Annotated in this window: 17 protein-coding genes; 6 read left to right on the forward strand and 11 right to left on the reverse strand. The window is 36.8% G+C overall.

The genetic code is table 11. The annotated features are described in order from the left end of the window. Positions 1–62: 62 nt before the first annotated feature. Positions 63–1,226: an MFS transporter gene (locus ACODS7_RS11575; RefSeq protein ID WP_000444236.1), complete on the reverse strand. Its 1,164-nt coding sequence runs from the start codon at positions 1,224–1,226 to the stop codon at positions 63–65. Positions 1,227–1,231: 5 nt separating this feature from the next. Next, complete coding sequence (locus ACODS7_RS11580) at positions 1,232–1,639, reverse strand: MerR family transcriptional regulator (protein WP_000276560.1); 408 nt, start codon at positions 1,637–1,639, stop codon at positions 1,232–1,234. Between the two features lie 152 nt (positions 1,640–1,791). On the opposite strand from ACODS7_RS11580, the gene ACODS7_RS11585 reads away from it, so the two are divergent. Beyond that, positions 1,792–2,517 carry a glycerophosphodiester phosphodiesterase gene (locus tag ACODS7_RS11585; RefSeq protein WP_043935102.1) on the forward strand — a complete coding sequence of 242 codons (726 nt, stop codon included), beginning with the start codon at positions 1,792–1,794 and terminating at the stop codon, positions 2,515–2,517. Positions 2,518–2,617: 100 nt separating this feature from the next. Beyond that, positions 2,618–4,669: a transglycosylase domain-containing protein gene (locus tag ACODS7_RS11590; RefSeq protein ID WP_029443686.1), complete on the forward strand. Its 2,052-nt coding sequence runs from the start codon at positions 2,618–2,620 to the stop codon at positions 4,667–4,669. Positions 4,670–4,703: 34 nt separating this feature from the next. Here ACODS7_RS11590 and ACODS7_RS11595 read toward each other — a convergent pair whose 3' ends face one another. Together ACODS7_RS11595 and ACODS7_RS11600 are read right to left on the reverse strand one after the other, a co-directional pair. Beyond that, positions 4,704–5,213: a YwhD family protein gene (locus tag ACODS7_RS11595; RefSeq protein WP_016079611.1), complete on the reverse strand. Its 510-nt coding sequence runs from the start codon at positions 5,211–5,213 to the stop codon at positions 4,704–4,706. Positions 5,214–5,238: 25 nt separating this feature from the next. Beyond that, complete coding sequence (locus ACODS7_RS11600; protein WP_000372443.1) at positions 5,239–5,913, reverse strand: site-2 protease family protein; 675 nt, start codon at positions 5,911–5,913, stop codon at positions 5,239–5,241. 112 nt (positions 5,914–6,025) lie between these two features. Here ACODS7_RS11600 and thmT point away from each other — a divergent pair, with 112 nt between their 5' ends. Continuing rightward, positions 6,026–6,211: a 2-hydroxymuconate tautomerase gene (gene thmT, locus ACODS7_RS11605; RefSeq protein ID WP_001147171.1), complete on the forward strand. Its 186-nt coding sequence runs from the start codon at positions 6,026–6,028 to the stop codon at positions 6,209–6,211. A 39-nt stretch (positions 6,212–6,250) separates the two neighbouring features. Here thmT and ACODS7_RS11610 read toward each other — a convergent pair whose 3' ends face one another. The 6 genes from ACODS7_RS11610 to ACODS7_RS11635 form a co-directional block, all read right to left on the reverse strand. Beyond that, positions 6,251–7,555 (reverse strand): HD domain-containing protein, encoded by a 1,305-nt coding sequence (locus ACODS7_RS11610; protein ID WP_016079609.1) that lies wholly within the window; start codon positions 7,553–7,555, stop codon positions 6,251–6,253. Between the two features lie 145 nt (positions 7,556–7,700). Further along, entirely contained in the window at positions 7,701–8,639 is a 939-nt protein-coding gene (locus ACODS7_RS11615; protein WP_000787724.1) for an ABC transporter substrate-binding protein, read from the reverse strand. A gap of 190 nt (positions 8,640–8,829) precedes the next feature. After that, on the reverse strand, positions 8,830–9,642 hold the full coding sequence (locus tag ACODS7_RS11620) for an ABC transporter ATP-binding protein (RefSeq protein ID WP_000212068.1): 813 nt from the start codon (positions 9,640–9,642) through the stop codon (positions 8,830–8,832). Positions 9,643–9,657: 15 nt separating this feature from the next. Then, positions 9,658–10,674, reverse strand: a complete 1,017-nt coding sequence (locus ACODS7_RS11625) for a FecCD family ABC transporter permease (protein WP_001260757.1) — start codon at positions 10,672–10,674, stop codon at positions 9,658–9,660. Further along, entirely contained in the window at positions 10,671–11,726 is a 1,056-nt protein-coding gene (locus ACODS7_RS11630; RefSeq protein ID WP_029443687.1) for a FecCD family ABC transporter permease, read from the reverse strand. The genes ACODS7_RS11625 and ACODS7_RS11630 overlap by 4 nt, the downstream gene beginning before the upstream one ends. A gap of 312 nt (positions 11,727–12,038) precedes the next feature. Beyond that, a complete protein-coding gene (locus ACODS7_RS11635) occupies positions 12,039–12,263 on the reverse strand; it encodes a YuzB family protein (RefSeq protein WP_000526079.1) in 225 nt (74 codons plus the stop codon). A 284-nt stretch (positions 12,264–12,547) separates the two neighbouring features. Here ACODS7_RS11635 and ACODS7_RS11640 point away from each other — a divergent pair, with 284 nt between their 5' ends. Both ACODS7_RS11640 and lipL read left to right on the forward strand, forming a co-directional pair. Then, on the forward strand, positions 12,548–13,240 hold the full coding sequence (locus tag ACODS7_RS11640; protein ID WP_016079607.1) for an RsfA family transcriptional regulator: 693 nt from the start codon (positions 12,548–12,550) through the stop codon (positions 13,238–13,240). Positions 13,241–13,368: 128 nt separating this feature from the next. Beyond that, positions 13,369–14,214 (forward strand): octanoyl-[GcvH]:protein N-octanoyltransferase, encoded by an 846-nt coding sequence (gene lipL / locus ACODS7_RS11645; protein WP_000071944.1) that lies wholly within the window; start codon positions 13,369–13,371, stop codon positions 14,212–14,214. Positions 14,215–14,263: 49 nt separating this feature from the next. Here lipL and pta read toward each other — a convergent pair whose 3' ends face one another. Next, complete coding sequence (gene pta, locus ACODS7_RS11650; protein ID WP_243168394.1) at positions 14,264–15,235, reverse strand: phosphate acetyltransferase; 972 nt, start codon at positions 15,233–15,235, stop codon at positions 14,264–14,266. Between the two features lie 255 nt (positions 15,236–15,490). On the opposite strand from pta, the gene hemQ reads away from it, so the two are divergent. Continuing rightward, entirely contained in the window at positions 15,491–16,234 is a 744-nt protein-coding gene (gene hemQ, locus ACODS7_RS11655; protein WP_016079605.1) for a hydrogen peroxide-dependent heme synthase, read from the forward strand. Positions 16,235–16,249: the final 15 nt, after the last annotated feature.

The following is a 16,249-nucleotide window of genomic DNA, read 5'->3' on the forward strand; positions in this document are numbered from 1 at the left end:
GAGGTTCAGACACAAAAACAGGCTGTAGAGAAGACTTTCTCCACAGCCTGGAAAACCCTTTCTTAAGAAAGGGTTTTTGTCTCTAGTTCTACTGGTTTACGAATTGGAATTAAGATCATAATACAACCAACTAACACGACAATTCCCCCAACTAAAAATGGGCTTTGTGGTGAAACTGTGTGCCCGATAACTCCTGATAAAATTGGAGCAATCGCACCACCTAACCAACGAACAAAGTTATAAACACCTGACGTAACAGATCTTTCATAAGGTGAAATATCCATTACATAACTTGTATATAATGCATTGTTTAAACCAGATGCCAATCCTGATAAAACGATAAGAGTAATTTGTAACCACATAATTTTCACAAAGAATAGTGCAATTAAGAAAATCGCAAATACGAGTAAACTACCCTTCAATAATGTTTTTGGTTCATATTTCCCTTCTAGCTTATGTGCTAAAATTGCAGAACCGTAAGCTAACGCTAATCCCCATCCGCAAAATACAAAGCCTAATTGAATAGCTGATAAATGCATAATAAGTGGTGAATATGCTAACACGACAAAAAATCCGTAGTAGTATAGCATCCCTGAAATGGCACCTTGCATAAATGGTTTATACTTCACCAGGTTAAGTAATTCTCCCACGCCAGCAGCCTTACGCTTCACTTTTCGCTCTGGTTCTTTTACAAAAAAGAATACTAAAATAAATGCTAAGAAAATTAAAATACTCGTCGCGAAAAACGGATAACGCCAAGAATGTCCACCTAGTATTCCACCCAATAACGGCCCCCCAGCCATACCTAAACCGATCGCTGCTTCGTATAATCCTACTGCTTCATGAACTTCTTTACTTAATGCTATTAACAGCGTCATTGCTGTCGCAAAAAACATCGCATTTCCTAATCCCCATCCAGCGCGGAAAAGAGATAATTGAGCAATCGTTTGCGATATACCGCATATAAACGCAAATACAGTCACAATCGCAAGACCGATTGTCATCATTCGTTTATCACCAAATCTCGATGCAAATATACCGGCTGGTAACATCATGATTGCCATCGTTAAAATATAAGCGGTAAATAACATTTCAACTTGCCAATGCGTTGCACCAATTTTCTCAGCAATAATCGGCAAGATTGGGTCAACTACCCCTATACCCGAAAAGGCAAGAAAGGTAGCTACCACTGTAATCAATCTCCCTAGTTTTTGTTTGCTCTCCATTTTGATTACTCTCCTTTTGTACTCTCTAAAAATGTTACTGCACGATGTAAACTATCTTCAAGTTCTGCCTTTACACGTTGCATTTGCTCCATTTTTTCGTCTAACGTTTGCACTTGTTTTTCAAGCATATCTTTAATTTCTTGAATCACTTCGCGGTCGCGAGGGTTCTCGCTATTTCTTCTTTGTTCCATTCTTTCTTTTAATGATAAGAAATGTTGCATTTCTTGAAGTGTGATTCCTAGCACTTCTTTCGCTTCTACAATTCTTTTAATTCTTGCAATATCCTCATCCGTATACAGACGAATATTCCCCTCACTACGTTCCGGGGGATGAATTAAACCAATTTCCTCATAATAACGAAGTGTACGTTTTGTTAAACCAACTTGTTTTGTTACTTCATCAATTTTATACATGTTTATTCCTCCCTTCACTCAATTATTACATTTTACGTTAACGTTAACTTTTGTGCAACTGTTAGACTTTTGTAAATGTTTGTCATATTCAATTGTATTTTTCCTAAAGCAGTTTCATAATGAAAGAAAAGAGATAATAAGGAGATTTTCACATGAGTAAACCACTTATTTTCGCTCATCGCGGAGTAAAAGGAACACATCCCGAAAATACGATGATTGCCTTCCAAGAAGCTGAACGCATTGGCGCTCACGGAATTGAACTCGATGTCCATCTATCAAAAGATGGTGAACTTGTCGTAATTCACGATGAAACCGTCGATCGTACAACAACTGGCGTTGGACTTGTTTCGGAAAAAACGGTAGAGGAACTACAATCATTAGACGCCGGTAGCTATAAAGACCCTTCTTTCCATGAAGCAAAAATCCCAACGTTGCGCGAGGTTTTCATTTGGCTTTCCACAACGAACTTACAACTAAATATTGAATTAAAGACAGATGTTATTCATTACCCAAATATTGAGGAAAAAGCTGTTGCACTTGTGCGTGAATATCATCTTTCTAATCAAATTGTATTTTCATCATTTAACCATGACTCTGTTTCATTATTAGCAGAAATTGCTCCTGAAATCCCAAGAGCAATTTTATATGATACACCGATTGCTGATCCAATTGCCGAAGCAAAACAGAGAAAAGCAAGTGGGTTACATCCAAACTTCCAGCTATTAACGAAAGAATTTGTGCATTTAGCACAAGAGCAAGGATATGTTTTCCGTCCATATACAATTAACGAATACAAAGATTTACAAACTATGATTGATTATGGTGTAGATGTCATCATTACCGATTGGCCAGCACGTGCCTTTGAGCTCCTTTCTTAATGGAAGGGGCTTTTTATTTTCGAAATTTCATTGTTTAAAATAAACGAAAACCCTCAATACTAATACAATAACGCTTGTATTAATGAGGGGCTGAAAAAAGATGGATCAAACTATGAATCCAAAACTTAAAAAATATAAACGTCTTTTCTTCACCGCAATGTTTTCTTGCGTCCTTTTCTTCGTTTTTTCTTTTTTTGTTATTATTATAGTTGCAAAAATTATGGGACCTCCTCCTGTTGCGGTCCCGCAAACAAGCGTCTTTTACGCAAACGATGATACTGTTATTGGACAAAGTAACGAAATTCAAAAACGTTACAATGTCTCTCTTAATGAAATTTCACCTTATGTAAAAGAAGCGACTCTTTCTATTGAAGATCAAAGATTTTATAAGCATCACGGCTTCGATGTGAAACGGATTGCAGGTGCAATTGTTGCTGATTTAAAAGCGATGGCAAAGGTACAAGGAGCTAGTACAATTACACAACAATACGCGCGTAATCTGTATTTAGATCATGATAAAACGTGGAAACGGAAATTATTAGAGGCAATGTACACTGTCCGCCTTGAAGTAAACTATAATAAAAATCATATTTTAGAAGGATATTTAAATACAATTTATTACGGACATGGCGCTTATGGAATCGAAGCTGCGTCCCGTCTATATTTCGATAAAACAGCAAAAGATTTAACATTAGCAGAAGCTAGTATGCTCGCAGGTATCCCGAAAGGGCCAAGTGTCTATTCTCCCTTTTTGAAAGAAGATCGTGCTAAAGGGCGACAAGCTCTCATATTAGATGAAATGGTAGAACAAGGATATATTACGAAGCAACAAGCAGCCTTAGCGAAGAAAGAGCCACTAACTTTTGCCTCATTAGATACGAAAAAAGTAGCAGAAGTCGCACCATATTTCCAAGATGCTGTACAAGCTTCGCTTCTTCGTGATGTTGGATTAGACGAACAAGCTTTACAACGAGGTGGCTTGCGAATTTATACAACGCTAGACCCTAAACTACAAGCTGTAGCAGAACAGGCTGTAAAAGATCATATACCTGACACAACAAACATACAAACGGCTCTCGTCTCTATGAATCCAACGACAGGTGAAGTGGCTGCTCTTGTTGGCGGAACTGATTATACTACGAGTCAATTTAACAGGGCTACACAAGCCATTCGTCAGCCTGGTTCTACATTTAAGCCATTTCTATATTATGCAGCATTAGAACGAGGATTCACGCCTGCTACGCGCTTAAAAAGCGAATATACTGTATTTACTTTAGGTGACGGCGTTTCAAAGTATAAACCGAAGAACTATAAAGATTATTATGCAGATGATTTCGTAACGATGGCACAAGCTCTTGCAGTCTCTGATAACATATATGCTGTAAAAACGAATTTGTTTTTAGGAGATGACGCACTCGCAAAAACAGCGAAACAATTTGGAATTACAAGTGCATTAAAAGATGTGCCTTCTCTAGCTCTCGGTACATCACCAGTAAAACCAATTGAAATGGTTAACGCTTATAGCATGTTCGCAAACGGTGGAAAAGAAGTAAAACCTACTTTCATTCGCCGCATTATGGATCATGAAGGAAATATATTATATGATGCTCATTTAGAGAGTAAACAAGTTCTCGACAAGAGCAAAGCGTTTGTAATGCAAGAAATGATGACTGGTATGTTTAATAAGAAACTAAGCAGTTATGCCGCTGTAACTGGCCAATCGATGTTATCAAAATTATCAAGAACATATGCCGGAAAATCTGGTTCTACTGAAACGGATAGTTGGATGATCGGATTTACTCCGCAAATCGTAACAGGCGTATGGGTCGGATATGACCAACCTAAATCTATTTCAAACGTAGCAGAACAAGGATATGCGAAGAAAATATGGACTGATACGATGGAGAAAGGCTTAGATGGACAGCCCAAAAAAGAATTTAAACAACCAGGTGACGTCGTAGCGATTAATATCAACCCAGAGAACGGTAAAATTGCTACAAAAAATTGTCCTATTTCTGTAAAAATGTACTTCGCTAAAGGTACCGAACCGACTGAATATTGTATGGATCACGTCGATGATAAAGAAGAATTTGAAAAAACGACTGAAGAAAAGAAAAAAACAAGTTGGTGGAAAAAATATCTTCCTTGGTAATAAAAATAGCTGACGGGCATCCGTCAGCTATTTTTTATTCGCTTAATAATGCACGGCGCAATTCTTCACTAGATTCGTTCCAAATCGCTTCATTATGTTCTTTCAAGAACGTACCAAGTACTTTTTTAGATGATTCATCCATATGTTCAACCATAATGTGACGCTTCATTGATTTATCCATTTTGTTTACGTGTTCTGGAAGTGATTTATATCCGCGGCGAATTTCACGGTCTACTGTCATTTCACAAGCTGTTACACCTGCGTAATAAGCACCAGTTGCAGTTCTTTCAATCGTTACCCAAACAAGCCAAAATGGTTTTCCGTTTGGAACTTCATCTTTATTTGTTAAAAACTTAATACCTTTTTCTACTGTACTACGCGCATGCATCGCACCGATATCAACGAATGCAGTTTTCTCTAGTACATCAACAAATACAGGTGAAATGTTTTCTAGGCTTAATGCCCCAACACCAAATCCACCATGTCCATCTGTTGAATCATTTTTCACGATATTAAAACCGATTTTTTTCTTTTTCTCTGTCATATGTAAAATCCTCCTCACTTAAAAATTATAAAAGGCCAAAAATAGGCGCAATGATACTTTGTAAAAACATTAATACATGCGGAATAACTACCTGGAAAATAGGTTGAATTGTGTAATTACTAAGCGGTGTAATAACGAGAATTAATAACGCAATCGCTCCATATTTTTCATACTGTGTCATTTTCGCGCGAATATTTGCTGGTGCTAAATCTTCCACTACACGATACCCATCAAGTGGCGGGATTGGTAATAAATTAAATACAAGTAAAACAATATTTAGCATAATAAAGAGCTCAAAAAACTTTCCTAATGTTTCAGCTACTGCAACTGGAACTGCATCTAACACTCCAAATACTGCTAAGCTATACAAAATAATTAAACCAATTGCACTTAAAATTAAGTTACTAATCGGCCCTGCAATTGAAACTAATATGCCTGCAAGACGCGGTCTTTTAAAGTTATATGGGTTAACAGGAACCGGTCTTGCCCAACCGAATCCAAGAATTAATACTGCAATCAAACCGATAGGGTCTAAATGAGCCATCGGCGATAACGTTAAACGCCCTTGTCTCTTTGCTGTATCGTCCCCAAATTTATATGCAACATATGCATGTGCAAATTCATGAACGGATAATGCAATAATAATCGCCATTGCTACCAACGGAATTTCGTGCAATGGATATCTAAATAACTGATCCATACTTCATCTCCTCTTCCATATGTCAAAAAAAGAAATTATTTGTTTTTTCGATTGTTCTTCCCCATAATCCGCTATAATAAGAGTGTAACTTACATAAAAGGAGCGATTGTACATGCCATACGTAACAGTGAAAATGCTAGAAGGACGCACAGAGGAACAAAAGAAAGCTCTTGCTGAGAAAGTAACAGCAGCAGTAAGCGAAACAACTGGTGCTCCTGAAGAAAACATCGTTGTCTTCATCGAAGAAATGTCTAAAAACCATTATGCAGTTGGCGGAAAACGCTTAAGCGACAAATAATTTCAAGTTTTTTCATAAGAAGCAGCCATTAGCTGCTTCTTATTTTTTTCCTTCTAACAACTCGATAATTCTCTCTTTATATTTTCCTTTTCTTCCATCTTCATAGATTAAATCATGCGGATAGAATAATTTTTGATCCGTTCTCTTCTTACCTGTAATCGCCTCAACAATATCTGATTCACGTGAAAGCTCTCTAAGCTCTCCATTTGGCATAAGCAGTAAGATTGGCAGACGTTCTTCTTCTTCTCCTGCACGATAAAAGTCGTACGGTAAGTCTGATGTTGAATCAACTATTAAATAGTACTCCGGATCAAGTCCAATTTTTTTAAATAAGCTACTTAATTCCATCCAATTATCTAAGCCATGCTTATCTGTAAACTCTACATATTTAAATAGATTTCGATTCATAAAACGTCGGCATAAATCGCTTAAAATTGGATCTTCTTCGTCTTGCCATACTTGGAAGTAATAATACATAACGTTCTCGTCTAACTTTAAATAATCCTCTACTGTTACTTCTTCTTCAAATAAAGAATAGAAATGAACCGGATGATTTTTAAATGTATAATACTTCTCATGCAATGCTTTAGCACGGTGTAAAATCTTCGTTAAAATAACTTCAGCACTTCGCGTTACCGGATGGAAATATACTTGCCAGTACATTTGATAACGACTCATAATATAATGCTCAACAGCATGCATACCACTATTTTTAATAACTACTTGATTCCCGTACGGACGCATTACACGTAATATACGTTCCATATCGAAGTTTCCGTACTTTACGCCTGTGAAATAAGCATCTCTTAATAAATAATCCATACGATCCGCATCAATTTGGCTTGAAATCATACTAATCGCTAATTTATTAGTAGACGTTTTTGCAATTACATCTGCTACCTTTTGTGGAAACTCCTTATCAACACGACTTAATACATCATTAATCTCCGTATCGCCCACAATAATCTTTTGCGTAAATTTCTCATGATCTAATGAAAATACTTTTTCAAACGAGTGAGAAAATGGGCCGTGGCCGACATCATGAAGTAATGCCGCACATAAACATAACAATCTATCTTCAGCATTCCAATTTGGTCTGCCATCAAACACATCATCAATCATACGACGAATAATTTCGTATACACCTAACGAATGAGTAAAGCGACTATGCTCTGCACCGTGAAATGTAAAAAATGTCGTTCCAAGCTGCTTAATACGGCGCAAACGTTGAAATTCTTTCGTTCCGATTAAATCCCAAATAACACGATCACGCACGTGCACATATTTATGTACTGGGTCTTTAAACACTTTTGTTTCGCTGAGTTTGTCGTTTAAATATACCACTTTCCGACATCCCCCTTTCTTTACTACATTCTTACTTTATATTATAAACGAAATGAGAAACAGAAAGAAATGAAAGACTGTATTAATTCCCTTTATAAAAAGAAAAAATCACCTTTACCGAAGTAAAAGTGATTTCTTTTATACATTATTTCCCTAAAACGAACTCAGCAACTTCGTCTAAGATCATATCTTTCCCTAATGGGAAGTAACCTTTGTTTAAGTCTTCATTTTTAATTGTAAATACATGGTTGTTTTTAACAGCGTTCATGTTTTTCCAAATTGATTCTTCTTGGAATTCTTTTAAGCGCTGTGAACCATCACCAGTTGTAAATACGAATAAGTAATCTGGGTTGTAATCGATTAAAGCTTCTTTTTGTACTTGCACTAACGGTTTATCAGTTGGTGTACCTTTAACTGCTGGTAGTTTTAAATCATTAAAGATTACGCTACCGTAACCGTAGTCACCGTATACGCGGAAAGCATTTGGATATGCAGCCATTTTCATAAATGTTGCTTCACCAGTTTTAGCGACGATTTTGTCATGTAATTTGCTTGCTTTTTCATCATACTTTTTGAACCATTCTTTTGTTTCTTTTTCTTTACCGAAGATTTGACCTACTTCTTCGAATTTTGGACGCCATTGATCTAATGGAGTGTTTAACATAACTGTTGGTGCAATTTTAGATAATTGATCATAAATCTTTTCTTGACGATTATTTACAAGAATTAAATCTGGTTTTGCAGCAGCTACTGCTTCGATGTTAATTTTATCGCCCCAAGCAGAACCAACTGGTTTAACGTCTTTTAGTTTCTTTTCAATATGTGCATCAATTTTTTCTTGAGATGTATTAGCAGTAATAACCGGTTTCATACCGAAAATTAATAATTCTTCTGTTGAACCACTAAGGTCAGCAATTTTTTTTGGGTTTGCAGGAATTTTAATTTCCCCTTTTGCATGTTTTACAGTGCGCTCTTCAGTCTTTGCATCTGCTTTCTTTTCTTCTTCTTTGTTAGAACAAGCTGCAAATAGTACAGAAGTTACAACTAATACCATTGCTAATAGTGCCATTTTAAAATTCTTCATGTTCCCACTCCTTCTAGCTGTATTTATCTTATAAGTTGCAATGAACTATAAGAAACGAAGATAACAATTAATCAATATATTTTTATTAATTGTTGTTAATAACCCATTCTAAAGGGCGTTCAACTTCCCATTCTTATACAAGAAGCTCAACGTCCATTAGAAGTCCCCCCTCTTCAGGAGGGGGTTCTACTTATGCTTTTTTACGCAATTGATTACTAATCATCGCTAAATCATATGTTAAACAAATTGGCTTACAGTTTACTGGACATGGAACGATTTGAGCTTCAATCTCAAATACGTTACGAAGTGTTTCACTTGTCATAACTTCATCTGGTGTTCCTTGTTTCATTAACTTACCTGCTTTTAATGCAATCATATGATCTGAGAAACGAGAAGCGTGGTTTAAGTCATGGATAACCATAACGATCGTTCTACCTTCTTCTTCGTTTAATTTTTTCAATAAGTTTAATACTTCTAATTGATGAGCCATGTCTAAGTACGTTGTTGGTTCATCTAATACAAGTAATTCTGTTCCTTGCGCAAGAGCCATTGCGATCCACACACGTTGACGTTGACCACCTGATAGTGCTTCTGCTGGACGATTCGCAAATTCTTTCATTCCTGTCACTTCAAGTGCCCAGTTAATGTAGCGATAATCCTCTTCTTTCAACGTGCCAAACCCTTTTTGATGAGGGAATCTTCCGTATGACACAAGCTCAAATACAGTAAGACCCGTTGGTACTTCTGCAGTTTGTGGTAAAATCGCCATTTTCTTTGCAATTTCTTTCGTTGGCTGTTTCTCAATTGCTTTTCCGTCAAGATAAACAGTACCTTGCTTTGCCTTCAAAATACGAGACGCCGTTTTTAATAATGTGGACTTCCCACAACCATTTGGTCCAATAATTGTTGTAATTTTCCCTTCCGGAATTTCAACTGTTAATCCATCAATAATTAAACCTTCATTATAGCCAACAGATACCGCATCTACCGCTAAAGTTGCCATACGAAAAGCCTCCCTTTATTTTGTCCTCATAAGTAAATAAATGAAATACGGTGCACCAATTACAGAAATAACAAGACCGACTGGTATTTCTGAAGTTGTTAGTACACTTCTTGAAATTACGTCTGCGAATAAAAGTAAAAACGTTCCTATTAGCGCAGCTGTGGGCAACATAATTTGATGCTTACCACCAACAAGGCGCCTTGCTAAATGCGGGGCCATTAAACCGATAAAGCCAATTCCGCCGGCAACAGCAACAGATGCACCTGCTAAACAAACTGCAATAAATAATAATTTACGTCTTTCTTTTTCTACGTTTACACCAAGGCCAACTGCTGTAGAATCGCCTAGGTTCATTACATTTAATATGTGTGCTTTACTTATAGCAAGAGGTAAGAAAATAACCATCCATGGAAGTACACTTAATACAAATTTCCAATCTGTACCCCACAGACTTCCCGCCAGCCAAATCGTAGCAAAACGAAAATCGTTAGATGTCATCTTCATAGAGAAAATTAAACTAACAGCTCCAAATCCAGCTGCAACGGCAATACCAACAAGTATTAATCGAGTCGATGAAACACCGTCTTTCCATGCTAGTAAATAAATAATTACCGCTGCTAATATCGCTCCAACTAGTGCGAAAAATGGAAGAATGAATACAGATAAAAATGTACCAGTCCCTACTTTCCCGAAGAAGAAGTAGACGAATATAACAACTGTTAATCCCGCTCCAGCATTAATCCCTATAATACCTGGATCAGCAAGCGGATTTCTTGATAAACCTTGCAAAATCGCACCTGACATAGCTAAAGCAGATCCGACTAGTATAGCAATTACCATACGCGGCATACGGAATTCAAATAAAATAACAGACTGATCTTCAGCCCCTAGTCCAACCAATGACTTTAATACGTCCATTGGGGGTATTTTAAAAGTTCCTGTATTTAAACTAATAAGAAATATAGAAACGATTAGTCCTACTAAAATCGTTAATATAGAAATGTTCTTTTTTGTTAAGACACTTGTCCTCACATCTTTCCTCTCCCTTCATTACGTGCTAAGTAGAGGAAGAATGGAACCCCAATTAGCGCTGTAATTGCTCCAATTGGCGTTTCAAATGGCGGGTTAATAACGCGAGATAACATATCTGCACATTCAATTAACAGCCCGCCTAAGACCGCAGAACATGGAATAACCCATCTATAGTCCGAGCCTACAAGGAAACGAGTCATATGCGGGATTACAAGACCAACAAACCCTACTGATCCTGCCATGGAAACTGCGGAACCCGTTAAAACAAGAACAAGTACTGTTCCGATAAATTTAATTAATGTCGTATTTTGACCAAGTCCAATTGCAATTTCTTCACCGAAGCTCAAAATTGTAATATATCTCGACATCATAATTGCGATAAAAAGGCAAACAAGGCCAATTGGCACTAACATATTAATGCTTTGCCATTTCACTCCAGCAACTCCGCCTGCATTCCACATGCTCACCTCTTGGGCAAGATTGAAATACAATGCGATTCCAGATGAAATTGCCCCTAATAAAGCACTAATAGCTGCACCTGCTAAAGCTAATTTCACAGGTGTTAATCCACCTGGTGAAGAAGACCCAATTCCATATACAATGCTTGCACCAAACGCAGCTCCAATAAAAGATGCGATAACAAACAGTAAATAAGGTGAATTAGGGAAAAATGCATACATAATTGCAATTCCAAATACAGCCCCATCTGTAATCCCCATTAACGATGGTGAAGCAAGTGGATTTCTCGTCATACCTTGCATAATTGCTCCTGATACCGCTAAAAAGGCACCTGCAACTACGCCCCCTATTGCTCTAGGCATGCGAAGCTCTTGAATTACATTATGATGTGTAATAGATCCATCAAACTGAAATACAGCTTGCCATACAGTCTTTAAACTAATATCTGCAGCCCCAAAAGAAATAGAAACTGCCATGCTTAAAGCTAACAAAATTGTACCCGCTACTAAAATAATAGAAGCGATGAGCGGTCTGCTCTTAATCTCTTTAACATTCTCTTCTTGCTGTTCTATACTGCTTGCGCTCGCTTCCATCCCTCAACCATCCTAACCAACAACATATATTTATTAAAATGAAATTTATTCTCAAATAATAATAAAAAAATTAGGTGAATTGTTATTTTCCTGATAATGATTCTCAGAATCAGACACTTCTATTCTACCTATCGCTTTAAAAGACTGTCAACCATTATTTTGAAATATAAATTTATATAAATTGGAACTTTAATACAAAAGTTATGTCCATCCTTTAGAAAACGTTCGGCCACACAATAATACTTTCGCAGAATAAATCGTTCCTCTTATGGGCATAAAAAAAGAAGAGTAATCTTTTCACTCTTCTTTTTCTTACTTATTTAACTTTGCTTCAATTTTTACGATTAACTCATCTTCCGTTGGAGCCGCAACTGGACGGTTATTTACAAATGCGAATGATTTTTTACGACCAGGACCACAGTAAGACTGACATCCAACTTCAATCGTTGCACATGAATCTACTTTTTTTAACTTCGGAACTAACGTTTTAACGTTCGTTGCCTGACAGTCATCGCACACGCGAAATTCGTTTCCCATTATATAACACTTCCTCTATTTTAAACTTTTCTCAAGTACGTTTAAAAATAAACACTAAATGGTATTTTACCGCTCTTTGAAGCTCGTTGCAAGTTTCCCTACAAAGCCTATTCTCTACATAATGCTACATATTTATATGCTCTCCTACAGAAGCGCTCACCATTCATGGGAAAATTTTTACCTTTCATCGAAATCTACCATATTTTTAAAAGCTTTGTATAAAAGTTTATTTTTTTGCCCATTATAAAAATAGGAAGTTCATAAAAAGAAAGGGAGTTGAATCTATGAAAGTAAGACAAGATGCTTGGACAGATGAGGATGATTTATTACTTGCTGAAACAGTACTTCGTCATGTTCGAGAAGGAAGTACGCAATTAAATGCATTTGAGGAAGTAGGAGATCAGTTAAATCGTACATCTGCTGCTTGTGGTTTCCGCTGGAATGCTGTCGTTCGCTATAGCTATGAACAAGCTCTTCAACTAGCAAAAAAACATCGTAAAGATAAAATGCGTGCTGCAAGCGGTGAACAAGCGAAAAAACGTTTACTTTATACACCACCAGCTTCAGATTCGGTAACTGATTATGAAGAATTAATACAAGAAGAATCAATCGTACAATATAAAGAAGCTATTCCATATCAAGAATCTACTGCTCCTGCTGCAAGAAGCTCTATGACAATGCAAGATGTTATTTATTTTTTACAAACAGTCGGATCTTCAAATATAAAAGTGACAGCTCTTGAAAACGAGAATACGAGATTGAAACAAGAAGTTAAAGCACAAATCCTTCGGAATGAGGAACTAGAAAAGAAACTAGAAAAGTTAGAAAAGCAATCTCATACTGTACAAGAAGATTACGAAACACTTATGAACATTATGAACCGAGCTCGTAAATTGGCAGTCATGGATGACGAAGAACGTTCTCAAACATCTTTCCGAATGGACCGAAACGGTAATTTAGAAAAAATTGCAGAATAAAAAGGATGCATGTAATGCATCCTTTTTATTATTTCACCTCTAAGCTCCCCCTTTATATGTGAGAAAACTCCATTCTTCATTTTTTGCTATAATAGAGATTGTCATTTTAAAGATAAGGGGTTAGTTATATGAGCAATTCCCGTTCCATTTTATCTCAGCCAGAGTGGCGCATTGTAGATCAGTCTAGTTTGGGACCAACATTCCATGCACTTCAGTCATTCGCAATGGATGACACATTATGCACAAGCATTGGAAATGGCAAGTCAGCCGCAACAATGCGTTCTTGGGTTCATCACAATACAATTGTCCTTGGCATTCAAGATTCACGCCTTCCGCATTTAGAAGAAGGTATTTCTTTTTTAAAACAACACAATTTCAATGTTATTGTTCGTAATTCTGGCGGGCTTGCAGTCGTGCTTGATGAAGGTGTTTTAAACGTATCACTTTTATTCCAAGAAACAGAAAAAGGTATCGATATTGATCTTGGATACGATACGATGTGGCATTTAATTAAGGAAATGTTAAAGGATTACAACGTTACTATCGAGGCAAAAGAAATTGTTGGCTCTTACTGTCCTGGTAGTTATGACTTAAGTATTCGCGATCAAAAATTCGCTGGTATTTCACAACGTCGTATTCGCGGCGGTGTCGCTGTCCAAATTTATCTCTGTGCTACCGGAAGTGGCTCTGAGCGTGCCGCACTCGTTCGTGATTTCTACAACCTAGCAATTCAAGGAGAAGAAACACGCTTTACGTACCCTGAAATTGTACCAAGTACGATGGCCTCACTCTCAGAATTACTTGGCGAAACCATTACAGTACAAGATTTAATGATGCGTCTTTTAAAAACATTACAGCAATTCGCTCCGAAGTTAACACCATCTCAATTAACAATAGATGAGATTCCTTTATATGAGACGAATTTACAACGTATTATTGATCGTAATAATAAAGCACTTGGCTTAGAAAAATAAAAATGACCACCCTTAGGGTGGTCATTTTCCATACTAATTCATTTTAGAATTAAAGTGCTTGAGCTGCTGTAATTAAAGCTAACTTGTACACTTCTTCTTCGTTACATCCACGAGACAGATCATTTACAGGCATGTTTAAGCCTTGTAAGATTGGTCCTACTGCTTCGAAGTTACCTAAACGTTGAGCGATTTTGTAGCCGATATTACCAGCTTCTAAGCTTGGGAATACGAATACGTTAGCATCACCTTTAATTGTAGAACCTGGAGCTTTTTTCTCAGCTACAGATGGTACGAATGCAGCATCGAATTGGAATTCTCCATCTAAAGTTAACTCAGGAGCCATTTCTTTTGCAATGCGAGTTGCTTCTACAACTTTTTCTGTTTCTGGAGATTTCGCAGAACCTTTTGTAGAGAAGCTTAACATAGCAACGCGTGGATCAATGCCGAATAACTCAGCAGTTTTCGCACTTTCGATACCGATTTCAGCTAAATCTTGGCTGTTTGGTGCAATGTTAATTGCGCAATCAGCAAATACATATTTCTCTTCTTCACGTACCATGATGAATACGCCAGAAGTTTTTGTAACGCCTGGTTTTGTTTTAATAATTTGAAGTGCTGGACGAACTGTATCAGCTGTAGAGTGAGCTGCACCACTTACTAAACCGTGTGCTTTGCCCATGTATACAAGCATTGTACCAAAATAGTTTTCGTCTTTAAGAATTTTGCGAGCGTCTTCTTCTGTTGCTTTACCTTTACGGCGTTCAACGAAAGATGCTACCATTGCATCCATTTCTTCGTATGTAGCTGGGTCGTAAATATCAACGCCTGCTAATGTTAAATTCATGCTAGTAGCTTTTGCGCTAATTTCTTCCTTATTACCAACTAAGATTGGTTTTACTAACTCTTCTTTCGCTAAACGCTCTGCAGCGCCTAAAATTCTTTCATCAGTTCCTTCAGGAAGTACGATAGAAATGCCTTGTCCTTGAACTTTTTCTTTTACTGTTGTAAATAAGTTGCTCACGAATAAACCCTCCTACATATGTTAAAAAAACTCTATCTTTAAGAATACTGCTTTTCTTCTATATTTTAAACTTATAGCTCCCAAAAAATAGATAAAATAAAAATAATTATATTTTCATAAAATTCAGCCGTTAAATTCACCTTACTTAAACCCTTAAATGTGACAATTTTATGCGCCAAGGTTTTATATAGATGATTTTAAAACTATATATGCTATAGTTAACGTGTAAAACTATCATTAACTGAGGTGAATAGAATGAGTGAAGCAACAACAACGTTAGATGGCTGGTATTGTTTACATGATTTACGTTCTATTGATTGGGCTGCATGGAAAACATTATCTAGCGACGAACGCGGACAAGCAGTGTCTGAATTTTTAAATGTCGTTGAAAAATGGAACGAAGTAGCTACTGCGAAAAAAGGTAGTCACGCAATGTATACAGTTGTTGGTCAAAAAGCTGATATTATGCTTATGATTTTACGTCCAACAATGGAAGAGTTAAATGAAATTGAGACAGAATTGAATAAAACAACTTTAGCTGAATATATGGTTCCTGCATATTCTTACGTATCTGTTGTTGAATTAAGCAACTATCTTCCAGCTGATGAGGATCCATACCAAAACCCACAAATTTTAGCTCGCTTATATCCTGAATTGCCGAAAGCAAATCATATTTGCTTCTATCCAATGGATAAGCGTCGCCAAGGTAATGACAACTGGTACATGCTTCCTATGGAAGAGCGTAAAAAAATGATGTACAGTCATAGTAAAATTGGTCGTCAATACGCAGGTAAAGTACGCCAAGTGATTTCAGGATCTGTTGGATTCGACGATTTCGAATGGGGCGTAACATTATTTGCTGACGATGTTCTTCAATTTAAAAAACTTATATATGAAATGCGCTTCGATGAAGTAAGTGCTCGTTATGGTGAATTTGGAACATTCTTCGTTGGAAACATTTTACCGGACGAAAAAGTAGAGAAATTTTTACACATATAAATGGTGAAAAGGGAC

The sequence above is a fragment of the Bacillus sp. FG16 genome, from assembly GCF_057809515.1.